The organism is Fibrobacter sp., assembly GCF_045601785.1.
Lineage (GTDB): Bacteria > Fibrobacterota > Fibrobacteria > Fibrobacterales > Fibrobacteraceae > Fibrobacter.
Map to the genome: position 1 here is coordinate 1 of NZ_JAZSAF010000084.1, position 19,917 is coordinate 19,917.

Below are 19,917 nucleotides of genomic sequence, written 5' to 3' on the forward strand. Positions count from 1 at the left end.
TCTCAAACTTGCCTGCCTCCTCGATGTGCGTTACGCCGACCCCGAAGAGGGTGGACCTTCGCCGCGTCATCCGGTGCGCAAGTCCATGGCAGAATTTGCTCAGGAAATTTAAAGATTCTATAAATGAAAAGAACGGCTCGACTCCGAGCCGTTTCTTTATAGTCGCCAGTCCGGTCGCTTAATGCACGCCATTGCCGTCGGCTACGTCGCAGGTCACGGGCTTGCCGTTCACTTCAAGCGCGAGAGCGTCGCAGAACACCGCGCCGCCCTTCACGGAGAGCGCAATCTTCTCGAAGTCCTTCACCTTCAGTTCGCGCGGTTCGCTGGGTGCTACACCCTTGAACAGGGCGCGGTCACCTGGCTTGGCGTCTTCAGGTACGGAGACGAGCCTGCAGGTGTGGGCCTCGTTGTCGAGGTCGCCCGCAAAGAGCATTCCCTGGCTCATGATGCCGCGGAGAGCGCTGGGCTTGAGGTTTGCGAACAGGAGAATCTTCCTGTCCTTCAGTTCCTCGGCCTTGTAGCTGTTCTTGAGGCCGCTGCAGATGGTGCGGAGTTCGCCTTCGCCAGCGTCCACCTTGAGCACGTAGAGGCTCGTGGCATCCGGATGGTCGGCCACTTCCTTGATCTGGGCCACGCGCATGTCCATGGCGGCGGGCACGTCGGCTGCCATCAGGGGCTTGTTCTGCTTGGGCTTCTGCTGCGGTTCCTGCTTCTTGACTTCTTCTTCGATGCGCGGGAAGAGCGGCTTGCCTTCGCCGAACGTTTCGCCACCCTTGAGGATACCCCAAGCGAGGTCGTCGGCGCTCTGGAACTTGCAGCCGATCATGGCGAGGCCTTCTTCTGCCTTGGCGGGAATCACCGGCCACAGCAGGCAAAGCGAGAGGCGCACGGCTTCGGCAGACACGTAGAGCACGGTCGCGAGTTCGTCCTTCTTGGTTTCGTCCTTCGCGAGCTTCCACGGGGCCTTGACTTCCAGGTAGCGGTTGATGCTACGCACGAGCTGCATAATGGTTTCGATGGACTGCGAGAGGCGGGCCTGCGGCAGGCCTTCCTTGATTTCGGCAATTACCTTGTTCGCAAGGTCGATGACTTCCTTCTCGGCATCGCCGATGCTTGTCGCTGCGGGGAGCTTGCCTTCAAAGTTCGTGATAACCAGACGGTGCACGCGGTTCAGCACGTTACCCAGGTCGTTGGCGAGGTCGCTGTTGATGCGGCGCACGAAGGCGTCGTGGGTAAAGTTCGCATCCTGACCCACCACCATTTCGCGGGCGAGAAAATAGCGGAACGCGTCGATGCCGTACTTTTCCATGTAGTCCATGGGGTTCACCACGTTGCCTGCGGACTTGCTCATCTTTTCGCCGCCGTTCACGAGCCACCAGCCGTGGGCGAGGATGTGCTGCGGGAGCGGAATGTCGAGAGCCATGAGCATGGTCGGCCAGTACACGCTATGCGTGGTCAAGATGTCCTTACCGATGAGGTGGTAAGTGGCGGGCCAGATCGGCGTGCCGTCGGCATAAGTCTTGTGGAAGGCGGTGGAGGCGCTCACGTAGTTGAGGAGCGCGTCGAACCACACGTAGGTCACGTAGTCGGTGTCGAAGGGCAGCGGAATGCCCCAGCTGAGGCGGGCCTTCGGGCGGCTGATGCAGAGGTCATTCAGCGGCTGGCGCAGGAACCCGCGGATTTCGTTCCAGCGGTAGTCCGGCACAATCCAGTCTTTGTGGCTTTCGAGGAAGTCAATCAGCTTCTGCTGGTAGGAACCCATCTTGAAGAAGTAGTTCTTTTCCTTGAGCCATTCCACCGGGCGGTGGCTGATGGGGTCGCACTTGTTCTCGTCCAGTTCGTCTTCGCTAAAGAAGCGTTCTTCGCCGACGGAGTACCAGCCTTCGTATTCCTTCGAGTAGATTTCGCCCTTGTCCCAGAGCTTCTGCAGGCATTCCTGCACAAAGGCCTTGTGTTCGGGCATGGTGGTACGGATAAAGAAGTCGTTACCGATACCCATCTTCTTCCACAGGTCTTCGAAGCGGTGGTAGTATTCGTCTACGTGTTCCTGCGGGGTCACGCCGCGCTTGTCGGCAGCACGCTGCACCTTTTGGCCGTGTTCGTCGGTACCGGTCAAGAAGAACGTCTGGTAGCCGAGAATCTTGTGGAAGCGGGTGAGGATGTCCGCGAGGACGGTGGTGTAGGAGTGCCCAATATGCGGGGCGTCATTCACGTAATAAATCGGGGTAGTAACATAAAAATTTTTCATGACCACAAATTTAGCAATTTTTTGTTATATTTGCTATCGAATTCGCCTGGATAGGACTATTTAGAGACCACCCGAGACGCGTCTGGGTGGCTATTTTATTGGCTCAGACGTCGGTTCGATTCCGACACAAAATTCACGCTATCCCGACACAGCATCGCATCGGAAACTGACCTAAAGGAGGTCCCGATGAAAGATGAAACGAATAATCCACCGATTACGATAGCGGATTCCGATACAACGTCGTATTCCATCCGACAACTACACAAGTCTGTCGGAAATATGACTTGGTATGGCTGTATTTATGTTCCCGGCCAGAAGACAAAGCATATCTCGCTGGGGACGGATTCGAAGCTACTGGCAGAAAAGTGGCTTACCAAGATGAAATTCGCTGAAATGATGCCGCCATCGTGGCGAAGGGAGTATAACGATTATCCAATGGCTAAGGCGGCAGAAGAGTACCTTCAGTATGTTCAATCGCTACATCCGGGTACGACGTTCAAAACGTACAAGAGTCGAATACATCCGTGTGTGGAGTTCATGCAGTCTCAGGGTTGTGTTAATCTTCGACAAATCACCAAGGGTATGGTTCTTAAACTTGTTGCGTCGTTTCCGCAGCATCGGCGTATGACGTTGCACGAGCGATTCCGAAGTTTTCGTCTCTGGCTCCGGTGGTGCGCGAAACAGTATGAAATGGGTGAGTATAATCCTTGTGACGGCATTGTTATCCGTGTACCGTTTGATAAAGAGAACGAAGAGTCTTGGTCAGAAGAGGAAATACAGCGTATTATAGATGCCGCTCCTAGTACGCTGTATAGGCTATTTGTCGGCCTCATGGCCTATGCTGGACTCCGTCTTTCTGAGGCGCTTAACTTGCGTGTCGAGGACATCCACCGTGACACGAAGGAAATAGCCATTGTCGGCAAGGCAAACAAGTATGCTGTTGTTCCGATTAGCGATAAGCTATGGTCTCTCTATACAGCGGTAATGGATGAATTGCATCCAGAAGGGCGCCTATTCCCGCCGGATAAGTTCGAGCAGAATACGCCGGAACTAGTCGCAATTTTCAAATACGTGCTTGCACGCGCTGGTTTACCGATGCCGAAAAAGTCGCTACATCACCGTCTACGTCACAGTTATTGTACTAACCTTATCCGTGCTGGTGTTGACCTTAAGACTGTCACCCGATTGATGAGACATTCCGATGTCCGCATATCCCTGAATGTTTACACCCATATTTCCGATGAAGCGATGCGCGATGGCGTGAATCGGATATAGAAAGGAAAAATGGGGACATTGTGTGACGTCCCCAATTTTTATACAGCTTTCGTGTCAAGTTTGAAGTAGTCGATGACGTTTTCAGGTTGCATTGCCATTAATCGGACGCTTTCGGCTCCTACAACTGTGTCCGGTTTTATGCAAATGGCATAGAATGTATCCCAAAAGTAATTTATGTCTTCGAAGTCTTCGTTGTCGATATAACATTTATGAGTGACCTTGGTGCAAACTGAATGACCGAGTTGCTTGTCGGCCAATCCTAGTTGGTATTTACTAATTAGATTACATCCACTACGGCGTAGTCCGTTTGATGCGGTGTCGTTGCCATCAATGTTGAGAATCTTCTTCATGAAAGTCTTGTATATGGCAAGGTCCCTATGTTTATTGTAATCTTCGAAAATATAATCACCCGGAAGATTTCCAGTAGACCTTTTCTTTCTAACTCTATCAAGGAAAGTTTGCATGACTTTGGGGTACTGCGTTTTCCGATCTGAACCGCCTTTTGCGAACGGAACGTCCATATTGCCGTTTTCTGTGTGTAAGTCTCGCCATCGAAGATGAATGAACTCATTGTAACGGAGTCCACAAATCAGTGGAAGATAAAACATGGCTTTAATCCGGTCATTGGGGTATTCGTACCGAAGAATTGCTTGAATTTGGTTAGGTTTGAGGAAAATCTTCTCTCGCTTACGTCTGTAGCCGAATGTACTGGGCCATCCCTTAATTGAGTCGTTGAAATTGTTGCTGATAAAGATGTGGCCTTTACTGCGGTCGTACCACCGCAACATAGCCAATGTGCTGGCCATGATTGATCGGGCTGTGTCGCCGATGGGTTCGTCTACGATTAGTGTGTCGATGTAAGCGCCTATAATTTCACACCGATATAAATCCTTGATGTTTGTTATATGCCGTTTACGGCAGAATGGCAATAGATGATTGTTCAATCTTGATTTAACGGTGGATAAGGAATGTTCTTTAGACGTTGCTAACGATGTTTGGGCGTATTTGCCTTGACTGCAAGCTTTGACTTGCATCAATTTGTGATTTAAATACGAGTTTACGATTGCGGCTGGGGAGTCGTCGTCTACTTCTATGGCAAGGGAGTTGGCTACTTGCTGGGCGAGCTTTCTATTTCTTAGGCCCAAAGATAGTTCGCCGCATTTCTTGCGGTCGGTGCTGAATGCGCGAAGCCGATAAATTCCGTGGTCGGCGACGACATACAGTTTGGTGGCATTCTTTTGGCGCATCAGGTTCCACCAATCCTGAGCTTGGCTTGTTGAGGGGCACGCAATATGCATATAATAAGCTCCTTATTTTATTTGCTTATTAAACGCGTCATTGTGTGTCTCCTTGTAATTGAATTGTGGAAATTGTGTAAGCCTACATCATTGTAGTGCATCAGCTGTAATATAGCAAATACGGTGTTCCTTGGCAACATTTGGTGGATTTGGCAAAAAAGACTGCTATAAACTGCTTGTAGAATTTAAGGAACTATGATATGGATTTTCAAACCTTATTGAACGATAAGCTTGTCAAGACGACACAAATTTCAGCTGAGGACCGAGTCGCTGAGGTCCGCGCTCGCTCCGCTGGTGACGGAATCGCCCTACTAGATGGCATGGATGCCGCTTTGGTCGGCACATTTCGCACTCAGCAAGGCAAGGTTATCGCTGTCTACGAGGAAGGGCGACTACGTGATATCATCAAGTCTCGACTTCGGTCTGAGCATCCAGAAGCCTCTGAGGATGAGCTGACCGCCGATGCCGCTGACCTACTGAGCGACCTAGTGCGTTCGTTCCCATATATGGGTGCAGCTGGGGCGCCTCTTATCATAGAAGGTCTTGTCTGATACTGTAGTCTAATGCCACATGGTCGTTTTCTGGGTCACTATTTTCTTAAACAATAATTGAGAAACGAGCGAAGCGAGGGGGAATTTACTCTCCCAGAAAGTCTAGACCCAAAAATCAGGGATGAATAGACAATTCATAGGAACACTGGCAAGTCGTCTGCAAGGTCCCATGGGGTAGTCTCTATGTTGAACGGCAGCTCGAAGTCTTCGTCACTCTCGTTATCCTCTGTCGACTTCTTGGGTGGTGCGACGTAGTTCGGATCTTCCAAGCGTTCGAACCACTTCCACATGTGTTTTTGAGCTTCTTGAGCTACTTTAAGAATGTTCTTATACTCCTTCGGAGTACCAGAGTAAACGTCACGTAGACTGACGTATGCGATACCGTGATTCCAACAGAAACTCTTGACACCTTCGTTTCGAGTGCAATAGAAGAACTGGTTGCCGCAATTCTTGACCGCGTTCCATACATAGTCGTACTTGTGCGAGAACCGTCCGTCTTCCTCATAAATGACCTTAATACATAGCATTTTCATGTATCCCATAAACGTCTTATATGATGAGAGGTGTTGAGTCAGAATGTCTCTGAGGAATGAGCTACTTGGAAATGTTGCAGTGCCGTCGTCGGTAGACACCGATGCGTAATTATCCAGAATATGCATGGCCGTAGCCATACCGAAACCGCGTCGCTTGTATAGAGTGGTCGCATGGCTGGGCTTGTACTTGGCCTCGATATCGGTATACTTAAGACCTTCGTTGGAGTGCAGCTCCGATGTGAGACCAGATACCATCGACTTGCCAGTCTCATCCCACCAAGACTTGGCATCCACAAAGTTCCGCATACAGAGTGTCTTGAATGTAAATATGACATCACGTTCGGAGTAGCTTAACCCGAATGATTTACAGCGGTGATACTGGGGAACTATCCGCATGATAAATGCATGGGCAGCATCGTATCGTTTGCCTTTAGGAACGTACTTCTTAGCTGTTCGTGGCTCATAGCAGTCAAATCTTGTACCTTCCAGAAAGACTATGGGGCGAACGTAGGAACCGTCTTCGTACTTCTTTGCATATAGTTGCTTATCGTACAGCATGTTGGCTAGCATTGCCGTGGTGTACGGCATCAGCTTGGGCTTTTCCTTGACCTCGGTCTTGTCTCTCTTTTGTTTGGGCAGGTTGTCCGCTTGATCGGCTGGGACAATGTTGTAGCTGTTGTTTTTAGTGATTTGGCGGCACCATAGCTCGGTTCCTTCGATTTCTCGACGTTCCATGCGGTCTTGGGGGACCCCGTAGCACCACTGTAGCATCTGGTATTGGTTCTCGTCCGGCTTTATTTCGATGTCGCGTCCGATGTCTTCGGCAAGCTCTTTTAGTATGGCTTTGGTCTCTGCTTCGGCTTCGGAACTAGTATAAATCGGATGGTCAAGAAATACGATGATATGGTAGCGATAATCTCTACCAGAACCGCCCTTGGTCCATGCGATATGATGACGCCCTTTACAGAAGTGGTCAAGTTGTTCTGGGGTTATGCACTCGTTTTTATCGTTGTCGATGTCAATAATGAGGAAACGAGTGCCGTTAGTGATTCCGATGGGGCCGATCCTCTTGATGCTATGGCCTTTGCGTAAGGCATCTACCAATTCGTTAAATGTGAATGCCTTGACGCCGACATAGAACTCGTTCCGGTATTTTGGAGAGCTATTGTTGGCCATCTTCTTGGTTGATAAGTCGTTTTTGGGATCTGGCTCTTGGCCCTTTTCAGGAGGATCTTTATGTGTTCCAACCCAAGGCAGATATTGCCATTTTTCAGTATATGTGATATTCATGATTATAACGGAAAAGACTACCGACCAGCTTAAAGTAGCGAACGGCTGGTACGGTAGTCTTTATATGAAAAATCATGTGTCATGACAGTCGCTACTCCGTCATTCAGTTATAGTTTATCAGTTAATCAATATAGTATGAAGTAATTTGAATTACAACTTGCGAAAAATAGCCGATTTTTCGGCTGTATTTTTTGATTCATACGCTGATAAACTACTGGCATAACCAGTAAGTTGAGTAGGAATCGGTATGTGGTGCAACGTGTACGATGAAGAAGGTAAGGTGGTCAGTGACCCAGTACGTCGTGAGGTAATCTTGCTCGCCGAAGAGGGTAAGCGGTTGAGGTCATTTCTGCATGATGTGGATGCGGCTATGGGTGTTGAGTCCGATGGGGTTGAAGACTTCGGCTTGGTGATTCGGCGACTGGAATCTATACGTGAGTGCGAACCGGATCGAGCACCAGATGCCGAGCGCTATTTGAACCAAGCGGCAGCGCTTGATGCGGACTTGTTCCGGCATGATAAGTATATCCAGAATAGGGGGCTACCTATTGATATTAATGACTGCTTACGATGATGAATTTGAGTTTCTAGCAAGGTGGCGACGCCCAGCGTGTCATGCGCTGGGCGTTTCTGTCACTTGCTGGTTATGTCGTCGCAATTAGTTCCATCGAATACTATATTATACTAGTACGTAGTGGTGAGGTGCTATATGAATGTGAGGCTGGCTCAAGAGTTAAATGTAAAGGATTTGCAGAAGGAATTTCGTCGATTCCTTGAACTTGAAAACTTTACTGCCAGCACCATAAACACAGTGTGCTACGATTCGTTCTATCTGTGGAGGCAGGGTGGACGTACGCTGTTTTGGTCTGTTGTAACCTCATCTGACTTCACTAAACGAGCTAAGAAGGAGCTTAGAAGGTTGCTTGAACAGCATTCCAAGGGTGATGTTGAACGTAATGTGAACGGTTATGTGAAGAATCTTCGACGGTTTCGCGAGTTCGTGTTTGACATTCCTAGACCTAATGGCGATGAACTTGAACGCTACATTGAACAATGGAAGGGTATGGATGACTACCAGAACCAGGAAGACGCACTTGACAAACTGTTTGGCCTTTGTCCTCATAACACAGATATAAAGGATGTTCTGCTTAAGTCAACCGTATTGAATGATTTCTATAGCACTAGGATAATTGACATTAATCCAGTTGCCGAAAAGATTCTTGGTTTGGATGTAGACAGACGATTGGATGACGGCGACTTGACCCTTGTAGATGATATGGGCACAGTTAAGCGTGCTGATGATAAAGAAGTAAGTGTCTATTCTTTTGCTAGTAAGTATTGCAGCCACCATAAGCCGGATCTCTATCCAATTTATGACAGCTTTGTGGAGAAGATGCTTTGCTTCTTCCAGCAACGTGATGAGTTCCACTCTTTTAAGCGAAATGAGCTGCGCCAATACCCTAGATTCCATGAGGTCATGGTTGCGTTCCGTGAGTATTATGGCCTTACCAAGTACAGCTTTAAGCTGGTAGACAAGTTCTTATGGCTGTTAGGCAAGGATTACTTTCCTAAGAAGTACAAGTCTGATCCCGATGAACGATGAGGTTTAGTGTTGCCTATTACTGCTAAAGAAGTCTATTCTGTACTGGGTGAACTACTGCACCTCTGCCAACGCATTGAGTGGTGTATGAAGTATCTGGTGGAACAAGCTTACCGCGAAGTGGAGTTCCATTCGCCGGATGACCTCAAGAATCCACCCAAGATAGAATCAAAGTGGGAATCCAATACAGACACTCTAGGTAAGGTCATCAAGGTTTATCTAAAAGGATTCTATGGCGAGAAGACTGAGGACGATTCCGACGGTACAGATTGTGTCAAATTACAGCTAAAATACAGCTTTAACGATGATGCTGACGCAACCGTCCGTGAAGAGATTCGTCGACATCGTGAGGCTGAACTGGCTGAACTCTTGTCTATTCGCAATTATCTAGCGCATCAGTTTGGGCTGAAATTCACTTTGCATGATGAGGCCAACTGTACGGCAGCGATGGTGTACTTGGATGATGCCAAAGTTAAGCTGCGTAGACAAGTTGAATTATTGAAGTCGGAAATACAGATGTTTGATTCAATCCGTCAACTGGCTGCATCCCTAATGACGTCGCCGAGTATGCCGATAATCTTAGAACGTATTCGCCGTACCAGTGAATTGAATGGTAAAGTAGGTCGGCTCAAGTCGTATGAGTTCTCCGATATGGCCTCTCGGACGATATATGACTACACTGACCAGCAAGAGGTGTTGGATGCAATCTTGTATGGTTGTGGCCATGTTACGTTAGAGTCGTACAAGGCTCTCCCTTTGGTGGTTCGTCTAGCGCATCTTCAATGCTTGGCGGATATGTCTGGCAACCCTAATTTCAAGGCTGCTGTTAAGAATCAGCAGCACAAAATAGGCGTTTTTATTCCCGACTAGCGGCTTATTGATGCCCTTTGGACGGTGAGGTCCCTCTAGCGCCATTAATTTTCGTTCAATTTTGACACTTTGTGACATCCTAATGGTGTTATATTTTATGATATGACATGGCAAAGATTTGCAAAGGATAGGACTGGCTGTATAGTAGACGTGTACAATGTCTCTGATGCCTATGTACAAGAACATGGAAACGACTCGTTTACATGCCTTGAATGCGGTAATCCGATGTTGACGAAGCGAGGTAAAATCAAGGAATGGCATTTCGCGCACGTTGGCGGCAAGAATGTAGTCTGTTCCTATGAGTCCTACTTACACAAGCTGGGTATAATCAAGTTCATAGAGACGTATAAGGCACGGATGGATGCGAATGAACCATTCCTTTTGGAAATAGCCAAGGGAAAGATTTGCCACTATGGGGAATGCCTTTATGGAAAGAAGAAGCCTTGTGGCGACGTCTTGGGCTATGAAGTCGTGTCGTTATTGCCGGATTTTAAGAAGATTGAGCGTGAGGTTAGGGATGGCGATTTTATCCCAGATATACTGTTGACGGCTGATGATGGCCGAAAAGTGTACATTGAAATCGTCGTTAGCCACTTCTCGGAACCGCGCAAAAGAGATTCCGGTATACCTATTGTTGAAATTGAACTTAAAACGGAGTCGGATTTTTCGCTATTCATAGAAGATGGCTTGACAGAACGGAATGAATCTGTTAGGATGTTCAACTTTGACCAGTGCAAGACCAAGGTCGACTATCGCTGTGAAACACGTCTTCAAGAGGCGAAGAACCAGTTCGTCAATATGTATCGCGCGTGTGCACATGGTGGATATCCGTTGAATTTGGAGTTCTTCTATGAAATCCTCTGTAGCCGTGAGGACTGTCCGTATATAGAAGGTCATCGTTGTATGGATCGAGATAGCGGATACTACGATATAGCAAGACTATGCAAGGAAGTGCCATCTGACAACTCAACGGATACGTTTTTACCCGACTTCTTCATTGAAACCAAGAAGGAAGGTGAAAAGATAAGGTTTAATTTCTGCTTTAAGCTGTCTACGAATGCAGATGGATTTGGTGATGTACGTACTGTGCAGTTTGCCTTGGATAACGAGTATAATTCGAAACCTTGGGAGTCTAGAAATATATGGGATGATGATGAAGAGGTTCGCTACTTTAATTTTGCTAAGCATCAGCATAAGGATTTGTGTAGTGGTGGGCTACGGTACTTTGAACTTATAATACTAGATAAGAGTGGCGAGGTGAAATGCCCCGGTATAGGACGCATAGACCAGATACATCAAGCAATGTCTGCCATCTGGGATAAGGTCGAAGACTATATCTTGATTCCGATTTCGTATGGTCAGAGAGGTCCTTCTTATGACCAAAAGTTTGCCAAGATGCTCTTTGAAAAGAGCTGCAACGCATGTCTTCATTGTTTGGATAAGAGGCAGGTTGGTTTCGCTGAACATATATTGACATGTCAGTTACGTAAACGAGGCTGTGATAATACCGATGCTCTAGATTGCCCATACTTCAAGCGTAATTTGAAAGTCCGGCACAGCAAAATGGCTGATTATGCCTATAGCTATAAGTATCGAGGTCATGAGTATGTTATCTCTGCGTGGCAACGGTATCGGTTAAAGATGTAGTGTACGGCAAATCTATACCCATATATAGTACAACAACGTATCGTGGATGCGTTTTTATTATCTTGATATTGAAAACTAAGGATTATTTTATGGCCAAAAAGAAGAGTATTACAGCGGCGGATGCCGCCAAGTTGCGCGACATCGACACGTATACCCACGACGACAAGAACGTGAAAAGGACAAGGTCAAATGGCAAGTTATGGATGACTGGATCGAAGCCGTCAATGCTGAGAATGAGTTTGGTACTTGGTGCCGTGATGTGTCGTTCGACGTCGGTGATTTAGCTGCAATACTGGATAAGCATTCGAAATAATTATACTCTGTGGGGTAAAATACAATGGGTGCAGAGGTGTCAAATTTCTTTAGTTTTACGTCCTATCTTACTGGCCTAGCATTCTTGATAATGGCTTGGGTTAATGTTGACTATAAATACCGTCTTCGACTGTATCTGTCATGGTTGTCCAGAACAAAGCTGTTTGTTGTCGTTGCCGTGCTGGGTATTCTTGTCTTGATAAGTGACTTTGTTATCGCGCAGAATTATCCGATTCCGTGTACACCGTGTGTTCAGCATTTCTGGCAGCTGATGCTTGCTAGCGGTTTCTTGATTATTATGCTGTGGTGGCTTTGCTCTAGCTTTATCTTTCCGCCGCGATTTAATCGTCGCAACTGTCGTAAATTTGAAAATGAGTTAGTAATAGCATTGGAATATGGACGTGATGACGTTATAGAAGGTGTAATTGATTTCTTGGCTCGATCCATAAAGGATATCGTTGAAAATGCTCCGGTTGCTATAGACAAAGGTCAGAAATTATCAGACATTCAAGAAAGTGCGCTGAATGTGCTTCATCTGATGGATAATGATTATTTCTGTAAAGTGGTCGTCAGGTATCATCCCGGTGTTGTAGTAGAGTTGTTCCATGAGATTATTCGACAACGGAAGCATCATCTTGGCCTAAACACGTTTGCAGGGAACTTCATAACTCAAGCTTTGCAAGAGGAAAATTCTTTCGTCTATCGTGAAACGAAGATGCTGAATGGAGCGCTAAGCTGGGACAAACCGTACTTGTCGAACATATATTCTAATGTCGGATTGATTTACGACATCCCAGATTTATTGGACCCCCATTATGAGTTGACGTATTCTTGGAACCATAAGCAAGTTCATGCTTATTCTGAGGTCTTACTGGTTACTTTAGGTGCTGTATTGAAGGAAGGTTGTCCTAATCCATTCCAATTCCAACGGTATTTTGAAATCCTCCAGTGGTCTGCTAGGCGTATTTATCGTGTGAATGGTATGGGTGATGAATATTATTATGACGAAAATCACCTTGTCTATGAAGCTGTTATTCGGTTCTATGAACAGCTGGTTCAGACTATTGCCGTGACGGATAAGATTGTTGATATACATCCTCGGTATGAAACTAAATTTTCGGCCAAGGATATTATAGATGTTGTTGCTGACTCCATAGTGGAATTAATGTACGCGACGTCGTCGTTGAAAACCCCACAAGAAACAAGTCGTTCGGTGCGTGAAATTGGATTCTGTCTACAAGTGTTAGAAAGTAAAACGGAATCGGCAAATTACGAACTGTTGATTAAGAAGGTGTGCCGATCACTGTATAAAACGTTTAGTGATAATGGTGGCATAAAAGGTGTAAACGTACTGGTATTCTGCCTTGATTGCTATGGACTTGTACGCGTTGGTTATTCGTCAAAGTATATTCGACTGATTAATCGGTTTGTCATTTTCTATGCACGTCATCACTTGCTCGAAATGTATGGTGAAGCTAAAAAGCTGAAAGCGTTAAAATTACCAGATGGTATTATCATTGATGAAGAACGGAAACAAATAAGAAAGGTGTCCGTTGAAGATGTCTATGGCAAGACCCATGAGTATGTACTTGATTTGTTAGGCTAGTTATGGAAAGCGTAGAACTTGATGATTTAGCAGATGCCGAAGACATTGCCGCTGGTCGCATTGTCGACATCGAGCATGCGCGCCTGATGAAACCATTGACCGAAGCGTGTGCAGACCTCGAAAACGAATTAGATGAGTTTTACACGACTTCGGTGCGTGACGCCGTCATCAATAAGATGTCGGTGGAGGAATTGCAGGCTCTGATTTCTTCGATGAAGTCTATGACAGACTCCATTAGAGCTATAAAGAAGTCTGCCACAGATTGACTTAATGGGGCGAAATATCTTTTGTTCGCTTGCCCCATAGCTTATAGAAGGTTGTTCGTTTTAGGTTGAGCTGTGTCATAGCGGCAGTTGCCGTGAGTCGACCAGCTTCGACTTCGGCGATGACGGCTTCCCAGTTGTCCGGCTTCGGTACAGCGACACGGCCAAAGTGGATGCCTTTTTCTAATGCAATTTTAATTCCATGAGCTTGTCTAGTTTTGATATTGATACGTTCGCGTTCAGCAACATAGGCCAGAATTTGGAGAACCAAATCAGCCATAAATCGTCGGTCGAGGTTATCATTGCTGGTCGATGTATCCAAAAGGGGCATGTCCAAAACTTTAATGTTTGCACCTAACGTCTGTGTGATGTGCTTCCACTCGTTTTGAATTTCTGTGTAGTTGCGGCCCAATCTATCGAGAGATAACACTACTAATAAGTCTCCTCGCTGTAGGGCTGGCAGCGTCGTCTCGGTACCGACCAGTGCTCTCCATGCGCGTCGGTCAAAATCCTTGCCGGATGCCTTGTCACAATAGAGATAGCGTCGGTCGGTTATGTAGGGGGTCAATTTTTCGATTTGGCGGTCTAAGGCCTGGTCTAAGGCAGAGACCCTCGCGTATCCAAAGGTTGCCATGATAATCTCCTTGTTTGAATGTTGTACATATAAATTTGAATGGCAGTCCCGTCAATCTATTGCCAGTGTTCGGTAAAGTCAATGCATATAAGCGAATGTTCGCTGAAGTGATATGACTCTATCCGAATGTTTGCTTTGCTTTTTGAGTGTTTGACGAATAGTTTTTACCACCGTTTACTGGGGTTTTAAGGACTCCGTCATCGTGTACTTTGACGAATAAAATAAGAGGTGTAGATTAGAGGTCTAGTTTGTATGGGTTTGTGTTTTACCTGAGAAACGGTTGGTAAAATTTTGGGTGCTACAATAGTATGTATCTATATATGTGCGCTGATATACGTCTACAGCAGGTAAGTTGGGTCTCACGCTTAGTGTGTGTACGACGTCACGATGGGGTAGTGCCGTCGGAATAATTTTTTGCAAGCATATAAACTTTAGGTTGCCAGCCAAGGTTATGTCATAGTCGCTTTGGCTGGTGAACTCACTAAATGTCAGAAACGTGTAGACGGAGCGTAGAACAGCTGGTTTGAAAATTTCCTTGGCTCCGTCTGCACGTTTTTATATTATTGCTTTTCGCCTAACACATATTCGACGGCGCGTTCGGCTCTGCCAGCGGCTACTGAAATAAGGGTGTAATCGTTGTTCAACGCCTTAATCCAGTTTTTGATGTAAGCGGCATTCTGTTCAAGAGTTCTGCTGTTTGCGATGCCGAGCTGATTAAGTAGGAATGAAGCTCCCATCTCAGCTACTAACTCTTCGCGAGAATAGCTTGGGCTGCCGAACGGTGAAGACGAATCGCCGTCCTTAAAACGTCCTAATCTTGTCTTGTGACCAGTGGAATGAATAATTTCATGCAAGAGCGTGCTATAGTAATCTTCGGATGAACGAAAGTTGGATAGTTCGGGAATGTTGATAAAATCATGCCGAACCGAATAGAATGCCTCGCTACGGTCATGCTTGATTTGAATGTTATTTCGGCTTATGTAGTTGTTTACGATAGTTTCTGCGACTTCTATTGGGGTGTTCGTTGTATTGGCAATCTTTGGTTGCCAACGGCGAGAGATGCCGTCGCAATCATCGACATTAAAGACGGTATAACATTTCAAAAAGGGAACTTGTCTTATGATAGTATTGCCGTCTTTGTCGGTTTCGGTCTTGTCGAATGTCGAATAGAAAAACACTCGATGTCCTTTGGACCCTTTACGTAGATGCGCATTCGGTTGCTTTTGAATTTGATTCCACGTAATGAACTCTGATGGTTCACCTTCGAGCAAAAGGGTGTTCAAGAACGAATACCGCTTTCCACTTTGGAAACTTATTGGTGCGCTTGAGCCAAACCATGGCTGGGTCCATGGGAGCTGATTGTGAGTTCGGATATAATCAAGAATGACTTCGGTAGTAGTCTGATGAGCTTTGTTCATGTTGTTATCTCCGTTTCATTGACATGGTTCTGATAGTAAGCGATGGCAGTCCCGCCGAACCGCTGCCAGTCTAGAACGGCGTGCAGAACAAAAAAACCGTGCCAAGTCGGCACGGAATAGGTTATGGTGTTATGTATATATGATAACAAGTTCTGTTTGGTCGATCAGTCCCATTGCCGCCGTTGACTGCAATGAAAGAAAGTGTCGTGTTTCGTTCGTCGATTACTGTATCAAAAAGTTTTATGCATTCGTCGAGTATTTCTGCTGGTTGCTTAAGTATTCCATCTTTATGTGTGATTATTGTGCTGCCGCTTAAGCTGCCGTTTTTATAAACTAAACCCAAGCTCACAACATAGTTTCGATGACGCTGTAGCCAGATGACTTTGTTTGCAAAATCGCGTATGATTTCGTCGTATTTTGGCGAGTGTTTACTTGTGATTGTTATGCCGTCAAGATAGTTTTTCATGTGGTTTCCTTGCTGATGTTAAACCTGATACGCGCTTTTTTGTCGGTCTGTAGATGATAACTCGTTTTTTGCTCATTTGGTATCTCCGCATCTGTTGCTCGATTAGAGCTTAGTCCATTCTGCAATTGAGGGAACATCGCTGTCATACATTGTGTTTAACGCATCAAGTAGCACCTCTTGGCTAGTCATATCCGGTGTGGGATAATCGTTTGCTTGACCACAGCTGTCGCGGAATGACCAAACATTTCCGCTGTTGATGATATTTACGCCGTCGGTTGCGATATAATGCCAGTAGCCGCCAGTTGTATAACCGCTGATGTGCAGAGTCCAGTCTTTGCTTGCGTATCGCACGACGCGCCAGCAATCATAGCTGGCTGATACACCCTCGAATGCGACTACTACAAACTCGGAGTTCTTGTTATTAGGGTCAAGTAACTCGCGAAATTCGTCGATGCAATTGCAATAGAATCCGATGTTGTCGTCGTCGTTTGCTATAGTCTCGTTTGAGGCTGAAACGGCAATCCGATAGTCATCGTATACGGTGCAGTCGTCGGCGTCGTCTTTCCAAATGATTTTGCACTTTAGGACCTCGTCTAAGGTGATTTTACTCAGTTCGGTGTCAAGGTTATTCATTGTCGCTCCTTTTGTTTTTTATCCTTGTCATTGACAAAGATTTAATGAGATAGTGTCTCAGCCCCGCGAGTCTTCTGCCAGTCATTTACATGACCAACACAAAAAAACGTCCCATGGGGACGCTCTAAATTTTTAGGGATTTTACACTGTCATGGAGTAGCTGTCTTCACACCAGCTTTCGATGTAGGGTGGATAGGCTGCTGATATGCCATAGAAGAATGTGATTCCCTCGGAGCATTGGTTGTCTGCTACGATATTGTCGCGATGGCTTTCGAGATAGTCTCTGTCTTCTTGCGTCGCCTTGATGTACTCTTCGTCATCGGTGTCATCTATACCACCATTCCATATGGCGTGACCAAAGATTTGTTCGCCTGCAAGCCGAATGGCTTGAATCGCGTCGGCTTGGTTGGTCAAGTCAAGATGATATGCCTCGGCGGCTTTGCGGACTTCTGCTTCGAGGGTCGCTCCGTCGCCGCGTCCCCAGCGTTGGTACAAATAGGCAAGTGTCTTGTCTTGATGTTTGATCGTGAATATGAGTCTGTCTGCCATAAAGTTCCTCGTTTCATTGACACTGGACTGATAGTAGACCGATGCAGTCCCGCCGAACTTGTGTCAGTCCGCGCGTGTGCGCCGAAGTCGGAATTGATGGGGGCAAAATCGCCGTAAGGGTATGTTGGATGTAGTAATCTTGCCGCTGTTCACGCATGAATTTGTAAAAAGCGGATTGTTTGTATGGGTACGCATTTTTTTGTAATTAGGGATTCTCCATATACAGAATGACCCTTCAACTTGGAGCGAAAAAATCGATCGTGTTTAACCCCATACGCCAAAAGGTATGTGGTTGGTTCGTGTAAATCTGAATAAATCTGCTGGGGGTATAGTCGGATAACACGGAAATATCGGTAAAAGCAAACGCTGGAATCAGACATGTTACGAACATACGAGTTTGAGGCGTTTTGCGGCGCGTGCAATCTTAAGTTTTCGGTGAATGCTGTGGTCTAGGCTCATTATATATCGTGGTAATTTTGCAATTCGAACTTGACAAACACCCTAAGAAATGCTAATTTCGCACTCGCAGATAGCACGGGCTCGATGCCGTTGGCGTGAGCTGATTCGTATGGAGCCCTTGTCTTGTCTGTAGCAAACGTGATGCGAAGCTGTTCGATTTTTGTTCGAATAACGACAAACACCACGACGCAAACGTCGACACTAGATGAGTTGTGTAAGTGATGAATGTGCTGGTTTTGAACGGAAAACGCAGAATTTTGTGTTCGGGTGCGGTATATCGATAATTGCCTGGATAGTTCAGTTGGATAGAACGGGTCCCTCCTAAGGATCAGACTCGCGTTCGAATCGCGATCCGGGTATTTCGCTGGTAGTTTCGGCTACCAGCCTTTTTTGTTATGCTGAAATTTTTATTTTGTCCTCTGTGAAGAAACTTTATATTGCTTTTATCGTTGTTTTTGCCGTTCTGTTGATACTGCCGTTTTCGGTGCAGACGGTGGCGGACTTGCGCGGCGAAAAGCGCTTTGTAAGCCTCGATATTTTCAAAGATATTGTCTATACCCCTTTTGCGCGTGAATCCAAGATGGCGGAATCGGCGGCCAAGTTGAACGAAGCCTGGTTTGCGGCGCGTGAATCGATTGCCGGTGGTGCCGAAGTGGGCGAATCACTTGAAGGCGTGGTCAGTGCTCTTTCTGACCTGGAAGCAGTTGCGCTTACGGTGAATAGCTATGCCGAACTGGATACGGTCGAGTCAGACTACAAGTTGCTGAAACATGCGGATACCTTGGTGGCTGCCCTTGAAGATGAACCGGAAACATTCAAGTCGGTGGATTCAACGCTGAAGGCGGTGGTGGCCGAATTTGGGCAATTCTCGCTTTGGCGTGCGCTATGTGGCATTAAGCATTACGGTGTATGGACAAGCCGCTACCTGCGCGCTTTCGAAAACAAGGTCGAAGACGAAAATGCTCTTGTGCTTGCGTTCCGCCCCAAGTACCAGCTTGCAGTGTGGAATATTTTCAATGATCCGGGCGAAAAGGTGGTGCTCGGTTCCGGTTCGGGCCGTTGGCTTTTCTACAGGCAAGATGTAGAATTCTTGGTGCAGCCGTCGCCGCTGGATGTTCGTAGCGCAAAGCTCGATAACCCTATTCAGGCGATTCTCAAGTTCCGCGAACAGCTCAAGGCGAAGGGCGTTGAACTCCTGGTGGTGATTACTCCGGGCAAGCCGAGTATTTATCCGGAACGTTTGACCGGCGTCGATGGCTTGAAGCTTGCTGGACACGGCAAGGCTATTTTGGATTCCCTGACGAGACTCGGGCTGAATACGGTGGACCTGTATACGCCACTCCTTGCCGCAAAGGCCGACGATGCAAGTTTGGGTGCACTTTATCTGGACGACGACACGCACTGGACTCCGCGTGGTGCGGAACTTGCCGCGGGAGAAATAGCGAAAAAGGTAAACTCGATGGCGGATGCGGGTATAATCGATATCGGGGAACCATCCATGAATTATGTTTTGTCCGATTCTTTGGCGGACCGCATGGGTGACATTGGCGAAATGAGCGGCCTTAACAAGTTTAACGTGTTCAAGGCGCAACAGGTGACAGGCCATGTGATTTACCAGCAAGAAATTTCTGAACGAACCGAGCCTCCTCAAGATTCGCTCTTAGATTCTACGGTGGTGCGCGATACGGTCAAGACGCCTTTCAAAGACGACTTCCGCAAGTCAAGGATTTTAATTCTCGGCGACAGTTTCAGCCGAATTTACCAGACCGATGCTCCTGTGAATGCGGGTTGGATTGCCCATTTTGCAAAGAATATCAGCCGGCCGGTCGCATCTATCGTGAGCGATGGCGGCGCATCAACCTTGGTACGCGAAAAGCTTGCCCGTAAGGCCGGCGTGCTTAAAGGCAAGAAATTGTTAATTTGGGAATTTGTGGAACGCGACCTTCGCTTTGGCGCCGAAGGCTGGAAAACGATTGAATTTTAGGAATTGACTATGGCTAGACATGGAACACCCACTCCGGGGCAGGCGATTTTAGAAGGGATTGAATGGCTCAAGATGGACAAGGCGGAATTCGCCCGTCGCATCGGCGTCTCGATGGAAACGCTCGAGGGACTGATTGCGGGAACCGTTGAAATTACTCGCGAACTGGCCGAATCGCTTGAATCTGTGACCGGTAGCCCCGCTGCCTACTGGCGCATGCTCGCTAGTAAGGCAAAGAGGTGTGAGGCTTGAGGTCGGGCTTCGCCCTTTGGGGTTTATGTGTT

At 46.9% G+C, this 19,917-nt stretch carries 19 protein-coding genes and 1 tRNA gene; 11 read left to right on the forward strand and 9 right to left on the reverse strand.

Going from position 1 to position 19,917, the window contains the following annotated elements:
• Positions 1-178 precede the first annotated feature (178 nt).
• Positions 179-2,248: a methionine--tRNA ligase gene (metG, locus tag ACKI61_RS13160; RefSeq protein WP_407458131.1), complete on the reverse strand. Its 2,070-nt coding sequence runs from the start codon at positions 2,246-2,248 to the stop codon at positions 179-181.
• A gap of 186 nt (positions 2,249-2,434) precedes the next feature.
• Here metG and ACKI61_RS13165 point away from each other — a divergent pair, with 186 nt between their 5' ends.
• A complete protein-coding gene (locus ACKI61_RS13165; protein WP_407458132.1) occupies positions 2,435-3,523 on the forward strand; it encodes a tyrosine-type recombinase/integrase in 1,089 nt (362 codons plus the stop codon).
• Between the two features lie 38 nt (positions 3,524-3,561).
• Here the strand turns inward: ACKI61_RS13165 and ACKI61_RS13170 are convergent, their stop codons facing one another.
• Positions 3,562-4,821, reverse strand: coding sequence for a tyrosine-type recombinase/integrase (locus ACKI61_RS13170; RefSeq protein ID WP_407458133.1), 1,260 nt, complete (start codon positions 4,819-4,821; stop codon positions 3,562-3,564).
• Between the two features lie 200 nt (positions 4,822-5,021).
• Here ACKI61_RS13170 and ACKI61_RS13175 point away from each other — a divergent pair, with 200 nt between their 5' ends.
• A complete protein-coding gene (locus ACKI61_RS13175; RefSeq protein ID WP_407458134.1) occupies positions 5,022-5,372 on the forward strand; it encodes a hypothetical protein in 351 nt (116 codons plus the stop codon).
• Positions 5,373-5,506: 134 nt separating this feature from the next.
• Here the strand turns inward: ACKI61_RS13175 and ACKI61_RS13180 are convergent, their stop codons facing one another.
• Positions 5,507-7,195 (reverse strand): hypothetical protein, encoded by a 1,689-nt coding sequence (locus tag ACKI61_RS13180; protein ID WP_407458135.1) that lies wholly within the window; start codon positions 7,193-7,195, stop codon positions 5,507-5,509.
• 343 nt (positions 7,196-7,538) lie between these two features.
• The gene (locus ACKI61_RS13185; RefSeq protein WP_407458136.1) at positions 7,539-7,712 is read right to left on the reverse strand and encodes a hypothetical protein; all 174 of its coding nucleotides are present in this window, start codon (positions 7,710-7,712) and stop codon (positions 7,539-7,541) included.
• Between the two features lie 192 nt (positions 7,713-7,904).
• On the opposite strand from ACKI61_RS13185, the gene ACKI61_RS13190 reads away from it, so the two are divergent.
• From ACKI61_RS13190 to ACKI61_RS13215, 6 genes are all read left to right on the forward strand, one after another.
• Entirely contained in the window at positions 7,905-8,798 is an 894-nt protein-coding gene (locus ACKI61_RS13190) for a hypothetical protein (RefSeq protein ID WP_407458202.1), read from the forward strand.
• Positions 8,799-8,882: 84 nt separating this feature from the next.
• Positions 8,883-9,665 (forward strand): hypothetical protein, encoded by a 783-nt coding sequence (locus ACKI61_RS13195; RefSeq protein WP_407458137.1) that lies wholly within the window; start codon positions 8,883-8,885, stop codon positions 9,663-9,665.
• A 102-nt stretch (positions 9,666-9,767) separates the two neighbouring features.
• Positions 9,768-11,312 (forward strand): hypothetical protein, encoded by a 1,545-nt coding sequence (locus ACKI61_RS13200; protein ID WP_407458138.1) that lies wholly within the window; start codon positions 9,768-9,770, stop codon positions 11,310-11,312.
• 89 nt (positions 11,313-11,401) lie between these two features.
• Positions 11,402-11,596 carry a hypothetical protein gene (locus ACKI61_RS13205; RefSeq protein WP_407458139.1) on the forward strand — a complete coding sequence of 65 codons (195 nt, stop codon included), beginning with the start codon at positions 11,402-11,404 and terminating at the stop codon, positions 11,594-11,596.
• Positions 11,597-11,715: 119 nt separating this feature from the next.
• Positions 11,716-13,230, forward strand: coding sequence for a hypothetical protein (locus ACKI61_RS13210; protein WP_407458140.1), 1,515 nt, complete (start codon positions 11,716-11,718; stop codon positions 13,228-13,230).
• A gap of 2 nt (positions 13,231-13,232) precedes the next feature.
• Positions 13,233-13,496, forward strand: a complete 264-nt coding sequence (locus ACKI61_RS13215; RefSeq protein WP_407458141.1) for a hypothetical protein — start codon at positions 13,233-13,235, stop codon at positions 13,494-13,496.
• Between the two features lies 1 nt (position 13,497).
• Here ACKI61_RS13215 and ACKI61_RS13220 read toward each other — a convergent pair whose 3' ends face one another.
• The 5 genes from ACKI61_RS13220 to ACKI61_RS13240 form a co-directional block, all read right to left on the reverse strand.
• Entirely contained in the window at positions 13,498-14,127 is a 630-nt protein-coding gene (locus ACKI61_RS13220) for a recombinase family protein (RefSeq protein WP_407458142.1), read from the reverse strand.
• A 560-nt stretch (positions 14,128-14,687) separates the two neighbouring features.
• A complete protein-coding gene (locus ACKI61_RS13225; protein WP_407458143.1) occupies positions 14,688-15,545 on the reverse strand; it encodes an ArdC family protein in 858 nt (285 codons plus the stop codon).
• A gap of 121 nt (positions 15,546-15,666) precedes the next feature.
• Entirely contained in the window at positions 15,667-16,011 is a 345-nt protein-coding gene (locus ACKI61_RS13230; protein ID WP_407458144.1) for a hypothetical protein, read from the reverse strand.
• A 102-nt stretch (positions 16,012-16,113) separates the two neighbouring features.
• Positions 16,114-16,644 carry a hypothetical protein gene (locus ACKI61_RS13235; RefSeq protein ID WP_407458145.1) on the reverse strand — a complete coding sequence of 177 codons (531 nt, stop codon included), beginning with the start codon at positions 16,642-16,644 and terminating at the stop codon, positions 16,114-16,116.
• Between the two features lie 141 nt (positions 16,645-16,785).
• Complete coding sequence (locus ACKI61_RS13240; protein ID WP_407458146.1) at positions 16,786-17,193, reverse strand: hypothetical protein; 408 nt, start codon at positions 17,191-17,193, stop codon at positions 16,786-16,788.
• A 745-nt stretch (positions 17,194-17,938) separates the two neighbouring features.
• Here ACKI61_RS13240 and ACKI61_RS13245 point away from each other — a divergent pair.
• The 3 genes from ACKI61_RS13245 to ACKI61_RS13255 all read left to right on the forward strand — a co-directional run bounded on the left by ACKI61_RS13245 (position 17,939) and on the right by ACKI61_RS13255 (position 19,885).
• Positions 17,939-18,011, forward strand: a tRNA-Arg gene (locus ACKI61_RS13245).
• Between the two features lie 62 nt (positions 18,012-18,073).
• The gene (locus tag ACKI61_RS13250) at positions 18,074-19,636 is read left to right on the forward strand and encodes an alginate O-acetyltransferase AlgX-related protein (protein WP_407458147.1); all 1,563 of its coding nucleotides are present in this window, start codon (positions 18,074-18,076) and stop codon (positions 19,634-19,636) included.
• 9 nt (positions 19,637-19,645) lie between these two features.
• Positions 19,646-19,885 carry a transcriptional regulator gene (locus tag ACKI61_RS13255; protein ID WP_407458148.1) on the forward strand — a complete coding sequence of 80 codons (240 nt, stop codon included), beginning with the start codon at positions 19,646-19,648 and terminating at the stop codon, positions 19,883-19,885.
• The last annotated feature ends 32 nt before the right edge of the window (positions 19,886-19,917 follow it).

Bases quoted from the DNA above. Each gene is read 5' to 3' on its own strand.
- ACKI61_RS13165 (WP_407458132.1), top strand. From the start codon at position 2,435: ATGAAAGATGAAACGAATAATCCACCGATTACGATAGCGGATTCCGAT.
- ACKI61_RS13185 (WP_407458136.1), bottom strand. From the start codon at position 7,712: ATGCCGGAACAAGTCCGCATCAAGCGCTGCCGCTTGGTTCAAATAGCG.
- ACKI61_RS13230 (WP_407458144.1), bottom strand. From the start codon at position 16,011: ATGAAAAACTATCTTGACGGCATAACAATCACAAGTAAACACTCGCCA.
- ACKI61_RS13240 (WP_407458146.1), bottom strand. From the start codon at position 17,193: ATGGCAGACAGACTCATATTCACGATCAAACATCAAGACAAGACACTT.
- ACKI61_RS13225 (WP_407458143.1), bottom strand. From the start codon at position 15,545: ATGAACAAAGCTCATCAGACTACTACCGAAGTCATTCTTGATTATATC.
- ACKI61_RS13235 (WP_407458145.1), bottom strand. From the start codon at position 16,644: ATGAATAACCTTGACACCGAACTGAGTAAAATCACCTTAGACGAGGTC.
- ACKI61_RS13195 (WP_407458137.1), top strand. From the start codon at position 8,883: ATGAAGTATCTGGTGGAACAAGCTTACCGCGAAGTGGAGTTCCATTCG.
- ACKI61_RS13170 (WP_407458133.1), bottom strand. From the start codon at position 4,821: ATGCATATTGCGTGCCCCTCAACAAGCCAAGCTCAGGATTGGTGGAAC.
- ACKI61_RS13215 (WP_407458141.1), top strand. From the start codon at position 13,233: ATGGAAAGCGTAGAACTTGATGATTTAGCAGATGCCGAAGACATTGCC.
- ACKI61_RS13255 (WP_407458148.1), top strand. From the start codon at position 19,646: ATGGCTAGACATGGAACACCCACTCCGGGGCAGGCGATTTTAGAAGGG.
- ACKI61_RS13210 (WP_407458140.1), top strand. From the start codon at position 11,716: ATGGCTTGGGTTAATGTTGACTATAAATACCGTCTTCGACTGTATCTG.
- ACKI61_RS13180 (WP_407458135.1), bottom strand. From the start codon at position 7,195: ATGAATATCACATATACTGAAAAATGGCAATATCTGCCTTGGGTTGGA.
- ACKI61_RS13205 (WP_407458139.1), top strand. From the start codon at position 11,402: ATGGCCAAAAAGAAGAGTATTACAGCGGCGGATGCCGCCAAGTTGCGC.
- ACKI61_RS13220 (WP_407458142.1), bottom strand. From the start codon at position 14,127: ATGGCAACCTTTGGATACGCGAGGGTCTCTGCCTTAGACCAGGCCTTA.
- ACKI61_RS13200 (WP_407458138.1), top strand. From the start codon at position 9,768: ATGACATGGCAAAGATTTGCAAAGGATAGGACTGGCTGTATAGTAGAC.
- ACKI61_RS13190 (WP_407458202.1), top strand. From the start codon at position 7,905: ATGAATGTGAGGCTGGCTCAAGAGTTAAATGTAAAGGATTTGCAGAAG.
- ACKI61_RS13175 (WP_407458134.1), top strand. From the start codon at position 5,022: ATGGATTTTCAAACCTTATTGAACGATAAGCTTGTCAAGACGACACAA.
- metG (WP_407458131.1), bottom strand. From the start codon at position 2,248: ATGAAAAATTTTTATGTTACTACCCCGATTTATTACGTGAATGACGCC.